The organism is Deltaproteobacteria bacterium (assembly GCA_019308995.1).
In the GTDB taxonomy this organism is placed as follows: Bacteria; Desulfobacterota; Desulfarculia; order Adiutricales; family JAFDHD01; genus JAFDHD01.
The window spans coordinates 1-21,429 of sequence record JAFDHD010000004.1 but is presented as its reverse complement, the minus strand read 5'-3'; the positions used below and the strand labels follow the sequence as shown (position 1 = coordinate 21,429).

Annotated in this window: 14 protein-coding genes; 7 read left to right on the top strand and 7 right to left on the bottom strand. The window is 51.7% G+C overall.

Translation table 11 applies throughout. The features are described 5' to 3' along the window. Positions 1 to 256 precede the first annotated feature (256 nt). Positions 257 to 3,952 carry an SIS domain-containing protein gene (locus JRI95_01635; protein MBW2060242.1) on the top strand — a complete coding sequence of 1,232 codons (3,696 nt, stop codon included), beginning with the start codon at positions 257 to 259 and terminating at the stop codon, positions 3,950 to 3,952. A gap of 467 nt (positions 3,953 to 4,419) precedes the next feature. Here JRI95_01635 and JRI95_01630 read toward each other — a convergent pair whose 3' ends face one another. From JRI95_01630 to JRI95_01615, 4 genes are all read right to left on the bottom strand, one after another. Continuing rightward, positions 4,420 to 5,988, bottom strand: a complete 1,569-nt coding sequence (locus tag JRI95_01630; GenBank protein MBW2060241.1) for a VWA domain-containing protein — start codon at positions 5,986 to 5,988, stop codon at positions 4,420 to 4,422. A 21-nt stretch (positions 5,989 to 6,009) separates the two neighbouring features. Next, positions 6,010 to 6,702: a hypothetical protein gene (locus JRI95_01625; GenBank protein ID MBW2060240.1), complete on the bottom strand. Its 693-nt coding sequence runs from the start codon at positions 6,700 to 6,702 to the stop codon at positions 6,010 to 6,012. After that, the gene (locus JRI95_01620) at positions 6,703 to 8,019 is read right to left on the bottom strand and encodes an AAA family ATPase (GenBank protein ID MBW2060239.1); all 1,317 of its coding nucleotides are present in this window, start codon (positions 8,017 to 8,019) and stop codon (positions 6,703 to 6,705) included. It lies immediately after the preceding gene. 756 nt (positions 8,020 to 8,775) lie between these two features. Continuing rightward, entirely contained in the window at positions 8,776 to 9,726 is a 951-nt protein-coding gene (locus JRI95_01615; GenBank protein MBW2060238.1) for an MBL fold metallo-hydrolase, read from the bottom strand. A 405-nt stretch (positions 9,727 to 10,131) separates the two neighbouring features. On the opposite strand from JRI95_01615, the gene JRI95_01610 reads away from it, so the two are divergent. Together JRI95_01610 and JRI95_01605 are read left to right on the top strand one after the other, a co-directional pair. Beyond that, complete coding sequence (locus JRI95_01610) at positions 10,132 to 12,279, top strand: U32 family peptidase (protein MBW2060237.1); 2,148 nt, start codon at positions 10,132 to 10,134, stop codon at positions 12,277 to 12,279. 49 nt (positions 12,280 to 12,328) lie between these two features. Next, positions 12,329 to 12,832, top strand: a complete 504-nt coding sequence (locus JRI95_01605; GenBank protein ID MBW2060236.1) for a TlpA family protein disulfide reductase — start codon at positions 12,329 to 12,331, stop codon at positions 12,830 to 12,832. Positions 12,833 to 12,963: 131 nt separating this feature from the next. On the opposite strand, the gene JRI95_01600 is transcribed toward JRI95_01605, so the two are convergent. Continuing rightward, complete coding sequence (locus JRI95_01600; GenBank protein MBW2060235.1) at positions 12,964 to 14,142, bottom strand: homocysteine biosynthesis protein; 1,179 nt, start codon at positions 14,140 to 14,142, stop codon at positions 12,964 to 12,966. 124 nt (positions 14,143 to 14,266) lie between these two features. Beyond that, positions 14,267 to 14,872 carry a CBS domain-containing protein gene (locus JRI95_01595; protein MBW2060234.1) on the bottom strand — a complete coding sequence of 202 codons (606 nt, stop codon included), beginning with the start codon at positions 14,870 to 14,872 and terminating at the stop codon, positions 14,267 to 14,269. A 417-nt stretch (positions 14,873 to 15,289) separates the two neighbouring features. On the opposite strand from JRI95_01595, the gene JRI95_01590 reads away from it, so the two are divergent. The 4 genes from JRI95_01590 to JRI95_01575 all read left to right on the top strand — a co-directional run bounded on the left by JRI95_01590 (position 15,290) and on the right by JRI95_01575 (position 20,088). Further along, positions 15,290 to 16,609, top strand: a complete 1,320-nt coding sequence (locus JRI95_01590) for an amidohydrolase (protein MBW2060233.1) — start codon at positions 15,290 to 15,292, stop codon at positions 16,607 to 16,609. A gap of 112 nt (positions 16,610 to 16,721) precedes the next feature. Further along, positions 16,722 to 18,041, top strand: a complete 1,320-nt coding sequence (locus tag JRI95_01585; GenBank protein ID MBW2060232.1) for an amidohydrolase — start codon at positions 16,722 to 16,724, stop codon at positions 18,039 to 18,041. Between the two features lie 177 nt (positions 18,042 to 18,218). Continuing rightward, positions 18,219 to 19,196 carry an FtsH protease activity modulator HflK gene (gene hflK / locus JRI95_01580; protein MBW2060231.1) on the top strand — a complete coding sequence of 326 codons (978 nt, stop codon included), beginning with the start codon at positions 18,219 to 18,221 and terminating at the stop codon, positions 19,194 to 19,196. Between the two features lie 31 nt (positions 19,197 to 19,227). Then, positions 19,228 to 20,088, top strand: a complete 861-nt coding sequence (locus JRI95_01575; GenBank protein ID MBW2060230.1) for a protease modulator HflC — start codon at positions 19,228 to 19,230, stop codon at positions 20,086 to 20,088. A 210-nt stretch (positions 20,089 to 20,298) separates the two neighbouring features. Here the strand turns inward: JRI95_01575 and JRI95_01570 are convergent. Then, positions 20,299 to 21,429: single-stranded-DNA-specific exonuclease RecJ (locus tag JRI95_01570; GenBank protein MBW2060229.1), on the bottom strand; the 1,131-nt coding region annotated here is incomplete at its 5' end.

The window sequence follows — 21,429 nt, the reverse complement described above, 5'->3', positions numbered from 1 at the left end:
TCCCCCTGATACCCGGGAAAAAATGTTCCCGGGCCAGGGTCTTGTACTTCACATTCCCAGCGGTCATAAAGTCAGGGCCAAGCCCCAGAAATGGGAGTAACCCGCTTCCAGCCGTGATATTTAGCTGCTTAAAAAGCTATATACGGAAAGTGATTGTGCCAATCGCCCTAGTTTTCATGATCTTAGGTTATGATACTATAATGAAAAACGATTTATATCTCTTGGCCCGGACAGTTAGCATATAGTTGGAAAAGATATGATCCGAAAAAGAATAAAGACGTTTCTGAAAGTAAAAGGCATCACCAGTCTATACTGGGGAAGAAGCCTGGAAACGGTCCCGGAAGGCTCACTAATACTGTTTCCATACCAACCCACGGTGTTAAACTGCGGGATCACAGGCGTGCTGGCCTTTAAAAGGCGGTCGGCCGGAAAGGAACGGCCGATCCTTCAGGAGCTTGAACCCAAGCTGGAGAAGCTTTTAGCACACCATGGAGAGAGGCTCGAAAAGGAAGGTCTGGAGCAAAAGGCATATTACCTCGGCGGGCCGGAGCTCCTGCAAGAGATAAAAGGTCTCTGCGGGAAACTGAAAGGCCAGGATGGTTTTTACGAAGTATTTTCAAGCCAAAGCCAGCAGAGGCAGCTTGCGGTTTGCTGCAACAAACTCGAAAACCTCATTGAAACTGAGGAGAAGCTGAAGCTTCTGAACAAGCCGCGCCTGACAGCGGAAGAAGACGAACTCATCGCCCGCCGCCTGTCCGACGTCCGGGACATCCTGTGGTCCCTGAAGCGTGACATCCTTTTTAATATTGATGAAATTAGCAGCCTCGGGCGCTGTGATTCTTACGACAAGACGCCGCAGGCCGTCAGTCGGCTCAAGGAGCTCAACCTCATCTTCAACAACCTTGATCGGCTTGAAGTCAGGGGAAGAGATTCTGCCGGGATTTCGATCCTCTTCGGGCTCAGCAAGGCCGACTTTCAGGCGTTTCAAGAAGGGCTGCGAGAAAACGATTTCTTTGATGAGTTTGAGGCCAGACAGGCTGACCGCGTCCTGTCCAATCGCAGCATCAGGATGAATAATCAGGATACGTGGACCTCCCTGGTATTCACCTATAAGGTGGCGGCCGAGGTGGGAAGCCTGGGGGATAATGTTCGATTCCTGCGGGAGCAGGTTCAGAAGGATGACATATTTCAGCGTCTGGTCAGGCTGCCGCACGTGCATCACAGCGCCATGGCGCATACGCGCTGGGCCTCGGTCGGTGAGATCAGCGTGCCGAACTGCCATCCGGTGGACAACGATCCTGACGGTTCTGACGGGATTATCCACGTCTGCCTTAACGGGGACATTGACAACTACCAGAGCCTGAAGCAGGATTTTGAAAGGGAAACAGGCAGAACGATTCCGGAGGAGGTTTCCACGGACACCAAGATCATTCCCCTTCACATCGGAAGATTTCTCAATAGCGGTAGGGGTCTTGAGGAATCTTTTCGTCTGGCCATGAGTGATTTTGAGGGCTCCCATGCCATTGCCATGCACAGCGATCTTGCCCCCGGGAAAATTTTTTTGGCGCAAAAAGGGAGCGGGCAGGCTATATTTGTCGGCCTGGCTGAGGATCATTATGTGCCTGCCTCTGAGGTTTACGGTTTTGTAGAGCAGACTTCCCGGTATCTCAAGCTGGACGGGGAGAAGATGGTGCACGGGATTTCGGGCAAAATTCAAGGTCAGATCTTCGTCCTGGATTGCGACTCCCAGGGAGGCCTTGAGGGGATCAAGGCCATGTATTATGACGGAACCCCGATCAGGCTTTCTGAACAGGATATCAATGAAACCGAAATCACCTCCCGGGACATTGATCGTCAGCATTACCCGCACTACTTTCTCAAGGAAATCTCGGAGTCACCCCGGTCGGTTGAACAGACGATTCAAGGCTGCTTGGCCATTCTTGAGGAAGACGGCCACCGGCGGCCCCAGATCCTCCTGGATGATTCGGTGATCCCATCCCGCCTGGCTACGGCCATCCGGGAGAGGAAAATCAAAAAGGTGGTTTTTATCGGCCAGGGCACCGCTGGCGTGGCGGCCCTGGGATGCGCCGAGTTTTTCAAATACTACCTCAAGGGAGCAGACATTCAGATCTCGGCTGTGAAGGCGTCCGAATTCAGCGGCTTCATGCTCGAAGAGACGCAAGAAGACACCCTTGTGGTGGCCATCTCGCAGTCCGGCACCACCACCGATACCAATCGCGCCGTGGACATGACCAAAGAACGGGGCGCTCACACCCTGGCTATTGTCAACCGGCGCGACTCGGACATCACCTTTAAGGTAGACGGGGTGCTTTACACGAGCAGCGGCCGAGACATCGAGATGTCGGTCGCTTCCACCAAGGCTTACTACTCCCAGATCGTGGCTGGCAGCATCCTGGGCCTCAAGGTGGCTCAACTGCTCGGGACCCTGAGCGACGATTTCATTCTGTCCGAGATAGAACAACTGTGGAGGCTGCCTTCCTGCATGGAGAAGGTCCTGGCCGTGGCTGAAGATATCGGTCAATCCGCCAAGAGGTTCGCCGTAACCAAAAAAGACTGGGCCGTGGTGGGCAGCGGGCCTAATAAAATCTCGGCCGATGAAATAAGAATAAAACTGAGCGAGCTTTGTTATAAAACCATCTCCTCTGACGTGGTCGAAGACAAGAAGCACATTGACCTTTCAGCTGAGCCGCTGATTTTCATTTGCGCGGCAGGCAACAGTGATGACGTCATCAGCGACATTGTCAAGGACACGGCTATCTTCAAGGCGCATCAAGGCACACCCATTGTCGTAGCCACGGAAGGCGAACACCGGTTTGATCCTTATGCCGATGCGGTTATTTATGTGCCTGAAATCACCGAGCGCTTTGCCCCGATCATCAATACCCTCGCCGGTCACATCTGGGGATACAACGCCGCCCTGGCCATTAATGAGGAATCACGGCACCTCTTCAATTTCCGAGAGGAGATTCATGAACACGTGAACAGCTCCCTGGCCAAGGGCCTGGATATTTACGAGATTGTGCTGGACGAGTCCTTCAGGGAAAAGGCGGCGCAGATTTACCGGGTCTTCAAGCAGAGGATAAGACAGGACCGGTACGCCACGGCCATGGCCACCTGTGCGGCCTCGGATATCACGCTCCTGCTGAAGTACCTGGCAGGCAGGCTGCCTTCTTCTGATTTTGAGTTTGATTTCGGGTTCAGGGGAACCGCTCCCAACATGCTGCGGGCCTTCTTCGAATACATTGGGAATATCATCATGGAGATGGCCCGGCCCATTGACGCCATCAAGCACCAGGCCAAGACCGTTACCGTCGGAACGAGCAGGATTTCGGAAAAGGTGGAAGGACTTCTTTTCGACGCACTCGAAATCGGTGGTTTTGACAAGAATCATCTCACGACCAGCAATATCCTGGTCTTGAGGCGTATGCAGGAGATCATCAGTGAGATAAAAGGGACTACCCTTTACCGTATCGCCGGGCTGAATATACTGGGCGAGCCGGTTGAAGATTCGACCATTTACGTCGTCAAGAAGGAAGGCAGCGCCCAAGACCTGGCTTCACGGGTTGAGAGCGACAACAAGCTCCGGGGGACCAAGCGCATCATTGTCAAGCAGGGGAATGTCTTTATTGGCAAAGGAAAAAGGGACAGCAGAAGTATTCTTGTCGTTCCGGTTATTTCCAGTGATATCAAAATTGATCACCTCCTGCTGTTCAACATTGAATTCAAAAAGGAAGTGCCAGTTCAAAAGAAGCTCGAAGCCCTGGGCGGTAAGTATCATCACATCCGAAACCTGGTGGAAGAGATCGGCCACCTCTGGAAGGACGAATACCTGGATTATCTTCCCATCGAAGACCTCTTCGGCGCTTCAGCCGAGAAGATTTCCGAACACATCGCCGCTGAGCTAAAAAGCGAAGCGCCTGCTGCCGGCTGAGCGGAAACCCTTTTTTTCTCAAAAGGTGGTTCCCCTCAGTCTCTTTATATTCCTGGCTTATGCCTTTAGCGTCAATGGCGACAATATCTTCCGATTGAAAAGGAATTCCTTCCAAACGGGCATAATCGGAAAGTTCTTCTGCCAATTGCGGTAGCGGGGGGAAAAAGATTAATACCAGGTTGCGATCAAACATTTACTAATGAATTTCATTGCGAGCCCCCGGCCCTCTGGCAGAAGCCATAGGGTTATTTGACAAAGAAACTGTTTCCAAGTTTTGGAAGAGGGCGAGGATAAACCCCGCCCCTACAATACCGATTTAGAGTAAGGGCGGGGTTTATCCCCGCCCGTATATTTCTGGTCTTTCAGATGTCAATAAAGGCCAAGACTTCAGGCCTTGACCTAGGCCCAGGGTCTGAAATTCTCACCAAACCCGACCAGCATTATAGTATTCATGTATAACTGCTGCTTCAGGAGACGGATTTAAAATATTCTTTAATCTTTCCAAGGACGATCTTTGGAATATCCTCCTTTTTATGGACCGGATAGATACTGATACTCTTCCGGATGGCCATGGATTTCCAGAAGTGCCTGACATATTTGTTTTCCCCGATATGAACGGCGGTAACCCGATTCTCAAGCTCATTGAGATAGCCGATGAGAACCTCCAGGTTAGTAATTTGCATATCGGTAATGATGAAGATGTCGGGTTGGGATGGACGCTGGAGGGATTTGATGTCTTCGACATTAAGCTTGGTGCCTCCTCCAAAATAACGGCAGACGGCCTGATAAATCGTCTTTCTGTCGCGAGTGTAATCAAGGACAAGCCTGTCACCGGCGTTAGCGTCGCTAAAGTTGTAAATTGCCACAGAAGCATCGTTTCGGAGGTAAGCGTCCGCAGCACAGCTTGCGCCCAGGACGGCGTAAGAGAGGTATTGTCTGGGGTTGGTCATGCTGCCTGATGAGTCAATGACAATAATGCAGTCAGGCGTCCCTTCCTCCTCACCGAAGGTTGCGCCCTCTCTCCGCTCCCAAACCTGAGTGATCCCGGGCATCACCTTTCCAAAGCTTGTCCAGGGATCAATATCCCGAAACGGTTTACCAACTTCCCAGGGTGAGTGACTAAAAGGGTAAAGGGAACCGTTCATTTCGAGGGGAGTTTTCTTTATCGGGAGGGAGTAGTTCTCGGCCAGCTTCATATAAAAAAGAACATTGGCATCCAGAGGGGACCCCGGCCCGAGACCCATGTTCTGGTTACGCTCCTTCTCCACCTCTTGAAGTTCCTCTTCGAAATCCTTCACGAGTTCCTTAAATTCACCCGGGTTGCTTGTTGTCAGGGCGAACTCTCTGAGGCCTTGATCTATCTCCTCGGAAGAATATCTCTGTAAATCATTTTGCCCCATGGGATTGGTTTGGTTCAGCGCCCCGGATTCTTTTTCCGATTCCAGCAGACCCTGAAGTATTTTTGAAAAGCGGTAGAGACTCTCGGGCCATAGTTTCCTGTCAAGGTATGGGATTCGAGAGAGCTTTCTGGACAACTCCTCATAACCCTGAACATTGAGGTTTTCAGCCCATATCTTCTGGTACAGGGCGTGGATGGCTTCGTCCATGACCCCTTTATCGAGGTGGCGGTACAGTTCAGGAATCGGTGTATCCTTTTCCTTGAAGCAATGGGTGTCAGCAACCACATCCATGAAGTAGTCAGTTGATTTTTGGGCCATGTCCTTGTCCTTGAGGACTTTCTTGGCCTGTTGATAAAGGATCAGATGGGTATGAAAATCCCAGGGACAGTAAGTATAATGAGCTACGCCGTGATCAAGAAGGGCCTCGATCACGTTTTCCATGGGGAGATGCTCGGCCGCCTTTTCCATGAAGGATTGGCTCAACGTGATCTGCTTACTCTTGATCTCCAGGGCGACACGGTCCATTGATTCGGAGATAGTTGGATCAGGCAGTTCAGGAAAGAAATGCTTTTCCCGCACCTTGACCCAGATATCTTTAATCAATGGATCGTATTTGCTTTCTCGTCTATCCGTCACTTCCCGCACTTCTTTTTTCTGTCAGCTTGTGGCCTGGTCACGGGGAAAGACAAGCCGTTCTCGCTGGTAAATGCATCCATCGAATATCCTTTTTCCAATTCCCTGAATCTGGCCATCAACATGGATCTCCCCGCCTCTCATCCATTCCCCTGTATTTTGCCCGGCGTATCCTGTTATCAAGATTTCACCCTTCATCATTCCCACACCGGTCCAGTTTCCGGCGGAACCCTTTACCATCAGCTTTCCCCCTGAGAGTCCGGCGCCGATAAAATCGCCCATGTCGCCTTCGAGAATAAGAGTCTTTTCTTCAGGAAGCCGGTAACCGAGGAAATGAAAGGTCTGTTCGAGATCGTTTAATCTGAGGTGGATAATTTCTTCCTTGACATTGTTACACAAGGCAGAAATATATACGCCTGCGGGACCTGAGATCAGATAAGGAATTTTCTTCCCTTTGGAGAGTTCGAGGCAGAGTTCTTCGATGTCATCAATGTCGTAATTAAGGTCCTGGATGGTTTGCAGCGCGGAAGAGTATGTTTTCACGACCCGGCTGTGTTCCACCAGCCAGACCAGGTCCTTAACCTCCTCCTCCACAAGCTTCAAATATCCCCCTATGATTTCGTCCATGACCCTCTCCTTGGCCCGGACGATACGGTCGAGAGGGATCTCCTTTTTTGTATAAGGATAATCCTTAAAATCCTGAAAAAGATTTATCATCTACCTAACCTCATTGAGATCTCGCTTGATTTCAGCATAGATCGGGTGATCTCCCTCAATAGGCTCTAAATCTTCACCCGATCGGGCTTGATAGGCCACAGCCAGGGCGTTTTTAATGAGATGGCTCTGTTCGTTGTACCGTCTATAAATCTCGTTGACCGTCTCCCTGGCCATATGGATCTGAAAAGGATCCCTGCGCTCGTCTCCCTGTTTTTGAGCGATGTACTCCTCCTTCCACTGAAGCCTGTGAGCCAGGGTGTAAGGCATCACGGCCTTGATGTGCTCAACACCCACAGCTTCATCCCCGAGCAGCCACGCCAGGGCTTGGGCATAGGTTCTGACCGATATGGGAAAGCGGTTGGAAATGCAGTTCTTGATACGGTGACAGAGATAGCCTGTGTAGTGACAGCCTTCCCCGCAATGTTCGTCGGTGCGTTTCTGGCCATATTTATAGCAGAAGGATAACTCGGCAATTCCGGTCCTCAGAAAGGCGTTGGCGTCAAGATCCAGGGGAAGCTCCTGGATGGAGCCTCGAATTTGTTCTCTTTCTCCCCGGCTTAACATCTTGACTTGAAATTCCTTGTCCATGTGCTCTCCGAAACGATCACAGAGTTTCTCGATTCCTTTCATTTTGTCGTGATAGTCCTGCCGTTTAAGCAGGATCTCCTGAAACCTTCGCTCGTATTGAGGCCTTCTCAAGACATTCTCATACCTCTCCTTCATGCCGATCAAATAGGCCATGTTAGCACCTGGATGCCTGGATTCCACCATCACATCGAACCGATCTATCAACGGGGCGATCAGGGTATTGGTCCCCCGGTCCTGATAGTTCGCTGTGGCAAAGAGGCAGAACTCCTCATTGATGATCACATCGTTCAGGTATTCCCAGTTGCCACGGTCCACACCATCCAGGATCATGCTTTGCTTGGTCTCGGGAAGTCGGTTGATTTCATCTATGATCTTAATGGGAAGCTGAGCCAGATAGGACCAGACCACCACCTCCTCACCCTGATTCAGGCGACCGAGATCGGGTCGGCCGATGATCTTCTCCTCGGTCTGTTCCGGGTGACCTGAGACCTCGCTGGCCCAAATTAAACCCAGCGGCAGCCGATAGATCATGGCGCCGACATACTCGGCCGACGTGGTCTTTCCGAGCCCCGGTTCACCGATGATGAGTTCCTTGCCGCGATTCAGGGCGGTCAAGAGGCTGAATAGAAGCGCTGAGTTGAAGGATTCCTCCCCCACCCTCATATCCGGGCGGTTCAGATAAAGGTTATTCTGGATAAACCCGTATATATCTCTAACCTTCTGTCTCATACTGCCATTTTCCATGTTCTTGCCTCTGGCCCTAGCGGCAATGCTGTGAATTTCGATTTGATATTCAAGATATCATCCCAGAGAAGGATTGACAATGGAATCTCGAAGCATTTTTTTTGACCCTCCAACCATCTCCTGCCTTGGGCTTAAATGACCTGAGACAAAATAATATTAAGTTGCATTCAACTATGTACAAAATCCACCTTCCTGTCATTGCGAGCGCTAGGTCCTTCGGCAGGAGCCATAGGGTTATTTGGCAAAGAAACTATTTTCAAGTTTTGGAAGAGGGCGGGGATAAACCCCACCCCTACAATACCGGTTTAGAGTAGGGGCGGGGTTTATCCCCGCCCGTATATTTCTGGTCTTTCATATGTCAATAAAGGCCAACCCTACTATGCTTCGCTCGCAATGACGATTCATTAGTAAATGTTTGATCGCAACTTGGTATGAGCTGCATCGGTTAACAGGAGCAACATGCTGGGGGCTTGAAAATGACTTTTAACCGGGATGGACGAGGATTTTAAATCTGGTTTATCTCCAAAAAAGCTGCTGAAAAAACCCTGGCAACCAGATATGTAAGGTCATGAATTCGAGCGAAGGGGCTTATCGGGTCTATTGATTGAGGCTCTGATATTGCTGAATTTAGGAGTCATGTAATATTCTTATGCCTGGGAAAAGTCTTCCAGCTCTCTTTTAAACAAAAAAGGCAGAGCGTTCAGATGAACCAAAAATTTAAAAAAAGCCAATTTACCCGGATCAAATTTCAAGCTCTAGCCCCTCCATAGCTATTATGATCTCCAGGTCAGTGTTTTCCCGGACCAGATTGTAGTAGGTTTTGGTCTTCTCAAGGATTTCCTTGAACTTATCATCATCATACGTCGGCTCGTGATGAAAGAGCACCAGGCGTTTAACACCGGCCTTCACGGCTAGATCAACTCCAACATAGACAGCGCCATGCCCCCAGCCTATTTTAGCCACCGCCTCGGAAAAGGTATACATGGCATCGAATATCAGGGTATCCGCGCCTGTGAAGAAATCAAGATAAGGCTGAATAGCCGTCTGATTGAGCTTTGGATACTCGGCATCGGTGGCGTAAATTAGCGCTCTGCCATTCTCTTCCAGCCGGTAGGCATACGACCCGCCGGGATGACGCATCAACATATGGCTGACCGAGAGCCCGCCGATATCCACATTCTGCTCGGCAAGACGCACGAATTCAATTTCAGCCCCCATGGTCTCCAGACGAATTGGGAACATGTCCTGATCCATCTGCTGGGCAATGAACCTCTGGGCCAGATCCTCTTTGGGGCTGTATATCAGAATTCGATTGCCCGAAACCAAGGCCGGGACGAAATAAGGGAAGCCTTGAATGTGATCCCAGTGCGTATGGCTGATGAGAAAATGGGCGGTGCCTTCTCCCTCGTCAAATTTGTCTTTCATAAGGGAAAGCCCCAGGTCCCTGACCCCAGAACCTGCATCCAGGATGATAATCGTTTCTCCGCTGCGGACCTCCACACATGCGGTGTTTCCGCCATAAGTTCCCTTAATCTCAAAAGGCAGGCCTTGGACAAAGCTGCTAATGGCTTCTTCGTCTTCAAGGTCTACATTTTTAGCCAGGCTCAGGGCCTTTATTATCTTGGCGCTAACCTGCTCTGTACGGATCGGCGCCGGAATTGAGCCCCGCACCCCCCAGAACTTCACCAGCATCGTTTCTCCCGGCTATCATCAGAGTTTCTACCCTGTAAAGCGGCCTTTCTGATCAGGAATTGTTGTTAGTGTTAGCATATACGATTGGTATTCACAAGCTATAATTGCTGGTCTAATCTTAACGCAGACTATTTCAACGGCCCGACCGCTGACAAGGGGTCTTTCCAGCATCTCTTCAAACTTAACAAGAGATTAAATTTGGATTGAGGATTACCCGATGAAGGCCCCTGCCTTCATCGCGAAAAAATACATATATAAAAAAACAGGCAGGCTTCAGGAAAAAGCGCAATATTTTTTATGGACAAAAGAGGCTGAAAAAGTCAAAATCCACTGAGGTCTTAATCACGATCGCAACCGTATTGGCCATGCTCACCAGGCAGGTCAGCGAATTTGAGGAATCAGCGCTTGAAAAAAACCAAAGACCAATCCAGACCCTTTTTAAGTCACATGGCTAGGCGCAAGCTGGAAGTTCTGGCGCCGGCAGGCAGCCTGGCCACCCTGGCCGCAGCCGTTGATGCCGGTGCGGACGCCGTTTATTTAGGCCTAAAGGAATTTTCAGCCCGGGCCTTTGCCGAAAATTTTTCCCTGACGGATCTGGCCCGGCTGGTTCCGGTGGCTCACGAACGTGGAGTTAAAGTTTACATCGCTATTAACGCCCTTTTCAAAGAGGAGGACCTTTTACCAGCGGCCCGAACGCTGGAAGCCCTGGTTCAAATCAAACCGGACGCACTCATCCTTCAGGACCTGGGTCTTTTAAATATGATTAAAAAGCACTTCCCCATCCTCGAAGTCCATGCTTCCACGCTGATGGGCTGCCACAACTTATCCGGACTTCGTATTCTGGAAAAGCTCGGGTTTGATCGGGCCATCCTGGCCCGTGAACTAACCCTGAAGGAAATCAAAGCGCTGTCTCAAAATACGGACCTCGGCCTGGAAGTATTTGTCCATGGGGCTTTATGCTTTTGTTTTTCCGGACTCTGCCTCATGTCCAGCTTTCTCGGCGGTAAAGGAAGCCTGAGGGGAGCCTGCACTCAGCCCTGCCGCCGGCGTTATACCAGCGGCCGGAGGACCGCCTACTTTTTTTCCCCGACCGATCTGGACGCAGCCGAGCTGATACGCTCGATGAAAAATTTGAACCTGGCTGCCATAAAAATTGAAGGCAGGATGAAGGGAGCTCATTATGTTTCCACTGTGGTCAAGGCCTACCGAATACTAGTGGACGCTTCAGAGGAGAACTGGGAGCAGGCCCTGGCTGAGGCCAGAAGCCTGATCGAGAAGAGTTTGGGGCGCAAAGGTTCAAAAGGCTTCCTGTTAAGTTCTCAACCGGCCGATGCCTTGGCCCCGGACCTTTCCCCCACATCAGGACTCTACCTGGGCCGGATCAAGGAACCGGTCCAAGGCGGCGGCCGCATAAAGCTGAAGTCCGAAGTCATGGTCGGGGATCGTCTCCGGGCGCAATTCAAGCGGGGCGGCGAGCGCCAGGCCTTTACCCTCAAGGCAATGATACAGGCCGAATCAAAGATTAAAAAAGCAGCTCAAAGGCAGGAAGTCGTTTTAAACTCACCCTTCCCACTGTCCAGCGGCGACCTGATATTCAAGGTGGACAGCGCCCGCGGAGAAAAGGAATCCCTGCGTTCCCCTTTTATCATGGATTTTAAAAAAGCTCCGCTCCCAAGGCTCAAGGCCTCCCAAAACTTGAATCGAATCCTGAACGATTTCAAACCAAGGTCCAGGACAGCCCTGGCTCCGACCGGCCGATCTAGGCCCGAGGCCTGGTACCGGGTGGCTCGAACCGAGGAAGTTTCAGACCTGAGCGAGCTCAAGCCGGGCAGAATCATCCTGCCTTTGACCAGGTCCAACCTGAAACGGGCCATGAAACTCAAGCGGCGGCGGGGTCATTTATTCGAACGGGTGATCTGGGCCTTGCCGCCGTTGCTCTTCGGTCCGGAAGCGGAGGAGCTCCGTCAGGATCTGACGGCTCTGAAACGAATGAATTTCGCCGGGCTGATGATCTCCAATCTGGGTCATCTTGATATGTTGAGCCAGTCCCTTATTAAGCGGCCGGGCCGCAGGCTGAAAATCTATGCCGACCACCGCCTCAACTGCCTCAATACTCAGGCCGAGGCGCAGCTTAAGGTCCTGGGGCTGGACGGAGTGACGTTATCCGTGGAAAACGATGAAAAGGGCTTGAGGCGGATATTGAGTCGGCCCGGCCCGATAGCCCGTCTGCTCTATATCTATGGCCGTCCTCCTTTGTTCACCTCGCGTTTCAATCCAGCCGGTCTCAGGGATAACCTGCCGGTGTTGAGTTCTCGCCGGGAACGATTCAGGCTGTATGTTAATGGTGGAATCTGCCAGGTTTTTGCCGAACAGCCCATGTTTCTATCCCCGCTGCTTAAGTTCAAGTCCCTGGCCGGTGTGAAGGCCTTCATTATTGACCTGGAATTCGATCCGCATCCCCGGACAACGGCCCGTGAAGTGAGGGAAGCCATCAGGAAGGGCCGGCCGATCAAGGGAAGCTCCAAATTCAACCTCAGGCGGGGTTTACATTGAACCAGGCCGTGTTACATTTATGAAAATAAGCAAAAAAGAGGCATTGTTAATGAAAAAAACCTATCGCCTTTTGTTCATGCTCCTGGCTCTGTCAGTAGTGATGCTTTCCTGCACTGCGGAAAATGACAAGCAGTACCCCCGGGCCGCGGACTTTATCCTGCCAAACCTGGAGCACAAGATGATCGGCCTGTCGGACTTTAAAGGCCAAGTGATCCTTCTCAACTTCTGGGCCACCTGGTGCCCGCCCTGCCGGGAAGAAATCCCGGACTTCGTGCAGCTCCAAGAGAAATACGGACCATCCGGCTTGAACATCATCGGCGTCTCGCTCGACACCTCGGACATGGGACGCGTCAGGCAGTTTGCAGCCCAGTATAAGGTCAATTACATCGTTCTTTACGCTGGCGAGCAGAAAAAAAAGATTGTAAGGGATTACGGGAATTTTAGAGGGATACCGACCAGCTTCCTGATCAATCGTCAGGGTCAAACCGTGAGGCAGGTGACCGGAGTTGTCCAGAGGAATTTTTGGGAAAGGGAAATCAAGGCCCTGCTTTAAGCTAAAAAAAATAATTTTCCGAATGAACCTGTCCGCACGGGGATAAACCCTGCTCTCATATTTGCCTGGCTTAAGCGCGGTCAGACGAGCGACGGGGTTTATTTCGGCCTGAGAAAATGCCTTTGTCTCTCCTATTTCCGAACCGAAGGCAGGAGCATCTGGGGTTCGCCCAGCAGGAACTCACCCTGCTGGATCCATTGTTTGAGAATTTCGGCAATTTCACGAGCCATTATCAGAGAAGAGAGAGGGACGGTTGGAATCTCCTTTCCAGCCAAGGTAATCGTGCCGGAAAAAAGTTCGGCATAGCTGACCTGGCCCAACGTCTTGCCCGTTCCCTTGGGGTAATCCACACCATAATCCACGACCTGGGTAAATATCTTGTCATTAGAAACCCCCACAAACCGGGCTATCTCCTCATTGAGAATTGGTATGGGGATACCCAGTCCAACGGTGAGAGTGCAGCCGTACCCGAGTATGGAGGCCCCGACCAGATAGCGGGGGTTCATTTCTTTAAGGTTGCCCACGACCATCATCGTTCCGCCGATCTTGAGAGGCACGCCGTTTTTGCCTCGCGGCGGGTCAGGGTTGTGCTGTGTTCCCGGCCAGGTGACATAACCTTGAGCCCCGCCCAGAAAGATCCGGGTGCCCAGGCCGATGGTCATGAAGTATGGATCATTAAAAAGCGGGGACAGCTGGCCTGAGGTACAGTGGTTGGCGTTTCCAAAATGAGGCTTGAGAGGCCCCATGTAAGTGTAAATTATCTTTCTGGTCGAATTGACGGCGCAGTTGTAATTCTGATACCCATTGCGGGGATTACAGAGGATCGCATCCGGGAGTTCATTCACGGTGAAGGATTTCTCAAAATCTCGCCTCGGATAACAGTCCGTGCCATAACCTGTGGCCTGAAGCCTGACTTTCTTACCCGCGGTCAACTCCTGAATAACATGTCCGCCGCCGTATTTGAACTCGCCTGGATAGACACTGTTCAGTGGATCGCCTTCAGCCGGTTCGGTTGCGCCGATATAAACGTCAATCGCGGCCACACCGGCATAGGCGGGCACATCATTAATCCAGACACGGGAAGCCTTAATGGGCGGTTTGGTGTGTCCGAAATTCAAAAAAGCGCCTGAAGAGCACATGGGTGAGAAGGTTCCGGTCGTAACCACATCCACCTCTCGGGCCGTCTTGACCGGCCCGCTTTTTTTAACCACCGCCATGACTTCTTCCGCGGTTAAAACGACGGCCTTACCCTTTTTGATCCGGTCATTTATTTCCTGGTAAGTCTTGTTTACTTTGTACTTCCTAGCCACATTGACCTCGCTTCATGTCGCCCCGTATCGGCTGCGTAAAGGTTATATCCTCTGTTTTGAAAACATTTGACCAGAATCATCTTTCTCTGGCTGGATTTTGGCATAAAAACTTTGAAGCAACAATTTAATCCAGTTTGGAAATGACTTTAAATCCGGCCTTCTCCAGTTTTTTAACCATAGGGTCGAGATTCATTTTCTTAAGACGAAAAAGATAAACCGGCTGGCCCTCACTCACCTGCGTCAGGCTCACACCGACGATCTGGCCTCCATTGGCCTGAATAATATGGGTAACTTCCTCGAAGGCCTCGGGCCGTGATGGCAGGGCCAAATCAAGCCGGGAGCTTTCTGAAAGAAGCCCCATCAGCTCGATCAGAGAAGCCAGCATGTCAACCACGGTTATGATGCCCATAAGATTCCCGTCGTGATCAACTACAGGTAAGCACCCTATTTTGTGCTGATATACCAAACGGACCGCCTCTTCGAGCCGGGTCTCAGGGCGAACGGTTATGGGGTCCGTGTTCATTAAGTCTTTGACTCCGATGTCTTCGATCATGGCTGGAAAGATCGCACCGCGAATCTCTCCCTCAGTGACCAGGCCGATCAGCTTCTTCCCTTCGACCACAGGCAGGTGCCTGATGTCGTGTTCCTTGAGCAACGCTGCCGCCTCCTCGATGCTGGCCGTTGCCTGGACTGTAAATACCTCGCGGCTCATGAATTCATTAATCTGCATTTCCCATCCCTTGGGATAAAGATTTTTTCATGAAATCAGACTATCATCAGACCGGAGCACAATTCAAGGAAAAGGTTTAAAGATATTTTATATTATAGAAACAAATCAGGCAGATTCAACTGGCTGCGGAACCAAGTCTAAACACTACATTAAAATCCGCGCGCTATATACCCGGCCCGCCAGGCACTTAAAATAAGCTTTGTCAGGCCTATTATTAAAACTCTCCAAAGGGCTGAGGCGTAATTTCGAGGTTTGAGTATGATAGCGCCTCAAAGTAGTTGTCAATACCTTATTAAAAGGCGATAGTTCAATGTCTTGAAATGCCGGGGGAAATGTCTATACTGGCAGGACATTTAACAACCGGGCCGCTGAATTTAAAGAAACGAGCCGACCTAAATACTTAAGGGGAATAAGACCATGGCCGATCTAATAGCAGCAGGAGATATCATCCTCACCCAGGACAAGCCGGGAGCAGTCATTGCGAACGGAGCGGTAGCCGTCAGCGGATCAAAAATCATGGCGGTGGGGCCTCGAGACGAAATTATGGCCGCTCACGGAACGGGCGCCCGGGTTCTGACCGGCGGCCGCACTCTGGTCATGCCAGGTTTGATCAATGCGCATACGCACGTCTCCATGACCTGCTTTCGCGGACTGGCCGACGACCTCCCTCTCGCAACCTGGCTCAACGAAGCGATCTTCCCGGCTGAAAAAAAATTGACCGGCGATATGGTTTACTGGGGGGCCTTGCTTGGATGTGCAGAGATGATTCTTTCAGGGACCACCACTTTTTGTGATATGTACCTCTTTGAGCATGAGGTGGCCCGGGCGGTCGAACGGTCGGGTCTGAGGGCTCTGGTGGGCGAAGTTCTGTATGACTTCCCGTCCCCTAATTATGGGCCTGCTGAAGAAAGTCTCAAGTTCACGGCAAAGCTTATTGACCAGTGGCACGGCCATGAGCGCGTGAGCATCGCCGTCGAACCTCATGCGCTCTATACCTGCTCCCCTGACCTGCTTAAGGCCTGCAAAGACCTGGCCGATAAAAAAAAGGTGCCTCTGATCATCCACGCTTCTGAATCACCGCATGAGGTCTCTGACATTAAAAAACAGTATAACGCCTCGCCGATTCAGCATTTAAACAACCTGGACCTGCTTTCGCCCAATCTCATCGCCGATCACTGTGTCGTCCTTGAAGATGGTGAAATTGAGCTTCTGGCCAAACGCGGCGTCAGGGTGGTTCACAACCCGAGCAGCAATATGAAGCTGGCCTCAGGCATAGCCCCGGTGCCCGAATTACTGGACGCCGGCGTGCCTGTTGGTCTGGGAACCGACGGCGCCGCTTCAAACAACAATCTTGATATGTTTGGTGAAATGGATATCACGGCCAAGCTGCATAAAATGTCCCGGCTCGATCCCACGGTCATGGACGCCAATACGGTCCTGGACATGGCCACGACCATCGGGGCCCGGGTCCTCGGTATGGGAGATAAAATCGGCCGCCTCGCCCCGGGATATCTCGCCGATCTGATCGTTCTCGATCTGGATAGACCGCACCTGACTCCGCTCTATAATCCGAGGAGTCACCTGGTCTATGCCGCCTCAGGCGCGGATGTGATTCATTCCGTGGTTCACGGACGGGTTCTGATGGAGGATCGTCGTCTGACGACGCTGGACCTGGAAGAGCTATTCCTTAAAATGGCTGAAATTTCTGAGATCATGGCTGAAGTCATCAAGAAGTAAGGCACGAAATGCGGCCGAAGCTGCGAGGCGTTTTCCTGGTCAGAGGCGGGGATGTTTAACCCGAATGACAGACCTTCTTAGTTCCAACTGATCGCCTTGGAAGCATTTTGAAATGAACCAAGAAATTGATGTGCTCATTAAAGGCGGCTTGATCCTGACCCTGGAGCCAGGGGCGGCTCCCATCAGCAGCGGGTACGTTGCCATCCGCGATGGAATCATTGTCAATGTTGGGTCCATTTCCGACCTTCAGGAAGGAGTCAAGGCCCAAAAAATCATCACAACTGATTCCGGCCTTATCATGCCCGGCCTGGTCAACGCCCACACCCACGCCGCTATGACCGTCTTCCGGGGCCTGGCCGATGATCTGCCTCTTTCTGCCTGGCTGAATGAGCATATTTTCCCGGCTGAGGCCGCTCATGTGAACGAGGACCTTGTTTACTGGGGAACCAAACTGGCCCTGGCCGAGATGCTCCTTTCAGGAACCACCTGTGTCGGGGATGGATACTTTATTGAAGATCAGACCGCCCGGGCGGTTCAGGAAGTGGGGATGCGGGCCGTCTTGGGCCAGGGCGTCATAGATTTTCCAGCGCCTGGCCAGCCGGACCCAGCCGAAAACGTAAACAAGGCGCGGGAGTTTATACAGCGCTGGAACGGGGTTTCCGACCTGATCAGGCCTTCCGTCTTCTGCCATTCTGCGTACACCTGCTCTTCTGCTACGCTGGTGCGCAGTAAGGAGCTGGCCCGGGAAACCGGTGTCATCCTGCAAATTCATCTGGCTGAAACTGAGAATGAGGTCAGGCAAATCCTTTCGGAACAGGGTCAGACGCCGGTTCGTTACCTCGATGCCCTGGGCCTCCTGGATGAATCCACCCTGGCCGTGCATTGCGTCCACGTAGATGATGAAGAGATTGATCTTTTGTCTGAGAAAAAGGTTCCGGTGGTTATCTGCCCGGAAAGTAATATGAAACTGGCTTCAGGACTGGCCCGGGTGCCCGAGATGTTAAAAAGAGGGGTGCGTGTCTCTTTAGGCACCGATGGCCCGGCAAGCAATAATGACCTCAATCTCTTCGGAGAGATTCGCACCGCGGCGTTGATGCACAAGGTCGCAACCCGGGACCCCACCACGCTTCCGTCGTCCCAGGTTTTGAACCTGGCCGTATCAGGCGGGGCTGAGGCCCTCAGCCTGACTGACCGAATCGGGACATTGACCCCAGGGCGGCAGGCCGACCTGATTGTCTTGAATCTCAACCAGCCCAACCTCAAACCCATGTATAACCCTTTCTCCCACCTGGTTTATGCCGCTTCCGGCCATGAGGTCAGCACCGTTGTCGTGGGCGGCCAGGTCCTGGTCGAGGACGGTCGGCTAAACACGCTTGACCTGGACGAGATCATGGGGCGGGTTCGGGAAATCGCGGCGCGGATAAAATGTTAACGCACCTGGTTGGTTTGTCTTGACTTGCTACATGGGCTATAATATTAATATCAATATACGGTTATTTTATTCAAGCTTGGACATGTTGTTTCAGTAATTAAAACCTTTAAATAAAAAAGAGGAATTATACCTATGGATTGGGAAAAATGGCAGAAAGACGGAAAAGGCTCACCGGACATGGATAAACTGGCGGCGGATTTCAATCGTCTGCGCAAGAGGCTGCCTTCCGGTTATATCCTGATCATCATCGTGGTCCTGATCTGGATCCTGTCCGGAATTTACATCGTCGCTCCGGACGAGGTCGGCGTGATTAAACGATTCGGCCGTTATACATCGGAAACCGGACCCGGCCCCCATTACCATCTACCATATCCGATCGAAACGGTCATGAAGCCCAAGGTGACTCAAGTGCGCCGTTTTGAAATCGGCTTTCGGGTGGTGCACCCGGGTCCGCCACCAAGGTATCGTCCCGTTCCGGTGGAGGCCCTCATGCTGACCGGGGATGAGAATATCGTTGATATTCAGTTTATTGTCCAGTATCTGATCAAACATCCGACTAATTTCCTCTTCCAGGTAGCCGATCCGGTCAAGACGATCAGGGATGCCACTGAAGCGGCCATGCGAGAAGTCGTTGGCCAAAACAAAATTGACGAGGTCCTCACCGTAGGCAAATTTCGTATCCAGCAGGACACCAAAAAATCGCTCCAAAAAATCCTTGACACATATGAGTCTGGCCTGGAGGTGGTTGCGGTCCAGCTTCAAAAGGTTCAGCCACCGGAGCAGGTTATTGCTTCCTTTAAAGATGTAGCCTCAGCACGGGAAGATCAGAATCGTTACATAAACGAGGCTGAAGGGTACGCCAATGACATCATACCCAAAGCCAAAGGCAAGGCGGCCGAGATGGTTCAGCAGGCTGAAGGGTATAAAGAATCAAAGATCAAACGCGCCCAGGGCGATGCCGCTCGATTCCTCGCACTGCTGGCGGAATATCGCAAGGCCAAAGAGGTGACCCGCAAGAGGCTCTACCTTGAAACAATGGAGGAAATCCTGGCCGAATCCGGTAAATTCATCCTGTCTCAAGGCGCCGCGGGGGTCCTGCCTCTTCTCCCCTTGCAAGCTTTTGGGTCCGGTCAGAAGGCGACTGAAGAGAAGTAATCACCGTCATTCAATCAACGAGGGGAAAAACATGAGCAAAAAACTAGGAATAATCGTGGTCATTATCGTTGTGGCCCTCATTGTCATCAACATGGTTTTCTTTACCGTGGACGAGACCAAACAGGCCATTATCCTGCAGCTGGGGAAACCGGTCGGCGACATCAAGGCCCCCGGTTTGCACATGAAGATGCCTTTCATACAGGAGGTCAAATTCTTTGAGAGACGCCTCCTGGACTATGATGCGGCTCCAGCGGAAATTCTCACGGCGGATAAAAAGAACCTCGTGGTGGACAACTACGCCAAATGGCAGGTTATTGACCCGCTCCAGTTCTATAAAACCGTGCGTAACGTGAGTGGGGCTATGGCCCGCCTGGACGACATTATCTATGCCGAACTCAGGGTCGAGCTAGGTCGCCACATCATGATTGATATCATTACCAAGCTTCGTTCGGATATCATGAACAGTGTCACCGAGCGTTCTAACACCAAGGCCAAGGAATATGGGATCAGTGTCAGAGATGTGCGAATAAAACGGGTTGACCTGCCCCAGGAGAATGAACGAGCCGTTTTTGGCCGCATGCGGGCCGAGCGGGAACGTCAGGCTAAAAAATACCGCTCTGAAGGCCAGGAGGTCTCAATCACACTCAGGGCTACCGCAGAGAGGAAACGGACTATAATTATAGCTGAGGGTTACCGCAAAAGCCAGTCTCTCAAGGGCTATGGGGATGCCGAGGCAACGCGCATTTATGCGGAAGCGTTTAACCAGGACAAGGAATTCTACGCCTTTACACGCTCCCTGGAGGCCTACCGGACGGCTTTAGCTGAGAGCACTACCTTGGTGCTTACTCACGATGACGAATTCCTCAAATATATGAAGAAAATTACTCAATAGGAGAATCACGAAACAAAGGCAGGCTTGGCCCCGCTACTAGTGTTATGTCCCAAAATTAGAAGATTAAAATGTCTTGGAGCTTGTCATTTATAGCCCTTGGCGTTCGCTCTTAACAGGCTCCGCGAAGTAATCACCCCTTTAATTCTCCTTTTAAAAAGGGGGAGTTTTCTCACTGCCTGCGGCGCGGTCTCCTGCTGAAAACAGCCACAATCAAGACGCCTCACCTGTTTCTGTCTTGATATCAACAGCTTGCCAGCCGTGAGTGACCTGGCCCTGATAGATCGAAGTCAGCGGCCGTAAAGCGACTGATACTTGAGGTCCCAAGTCGGGTAAAAGATCTCCCAGACCAAAGCCAATAATATCCAGGATACGGTTTCTGCCTTTGAGACGAAGTTTGAGGTGGTTCTGGCCGACGATGGCGCAGGATAGAACCTTAAGCCCGGCCACAGCCAGGGTGGGTTCGGGATTCCCAGAACCAAAGGGAGCCAGTCTCAAAAGCTGCTGAACCAGACCCTGAGTGAGCTCCTCCGGACTCAGCTCCGCCTCGATGCGCAGCCCAGGGCTTAAGTCTTTTTCACCTAATTCCCGAACAGCTATCTCTTCTAAGGCTTCGGCCAGCCGGGGAACATTTTCCGCAATCAAAGCCAGGCCGGCAGCCTGGTCATGTCCGCCGAAATGATCCAGGATAGTTTGGCATTGATTCAGGGCCTCAAACAGACTGAAACCCTCGATTGACCGACCTGAGCCCTGTGCCTGACCGTCTTTGATTGATAGCAGAATGGCGGGCTTGTGAAAAGTCTCAACCAGCTTGGAAGCCGCGATACCGAGTACGCCGCGGTGCCAGTTCTCACGGGCCAGGATAATGAACTTGCGCCTGTCATACAGATCGTCCTGTAGAATGTCCTTGGCCTGGCGCACGATCTGCTCCTGGAGCTGTCTCCGTTTATTGTTGTGGCTTTCCAGAATGGCCGCCAGGACCTGCGCCTGGCCAGCATCTTGAGTCAAAAGAAGGTCGAGACCTGGCTGCGGGGAATCCAGGCGCCCGGCGGCATTGAGGCGCGGCGCCAGCCTGAACCCCACATCGGTCGCTGTCACCGGCCGGCCCGGACCGAGGTCGCTAACCTCTTTAAGGGCAACCAGGCCGGGCCAGGCCGAATTGCTTAAATGTTTGAGACCTTCACTCACGAGAATCCTGTTGACCCTGGTCAGCGGCACCATGTCAGCCACGGTTCCCAAAGCCACCAGGCCCAGATAAGACGTGAGTTCCGGAAGGCGGGCGCACGAAACCTCGGCCCGGTCTCGAATGACTTTCCTCAATCCCCCGGCCAGGAAGAAGGCCAC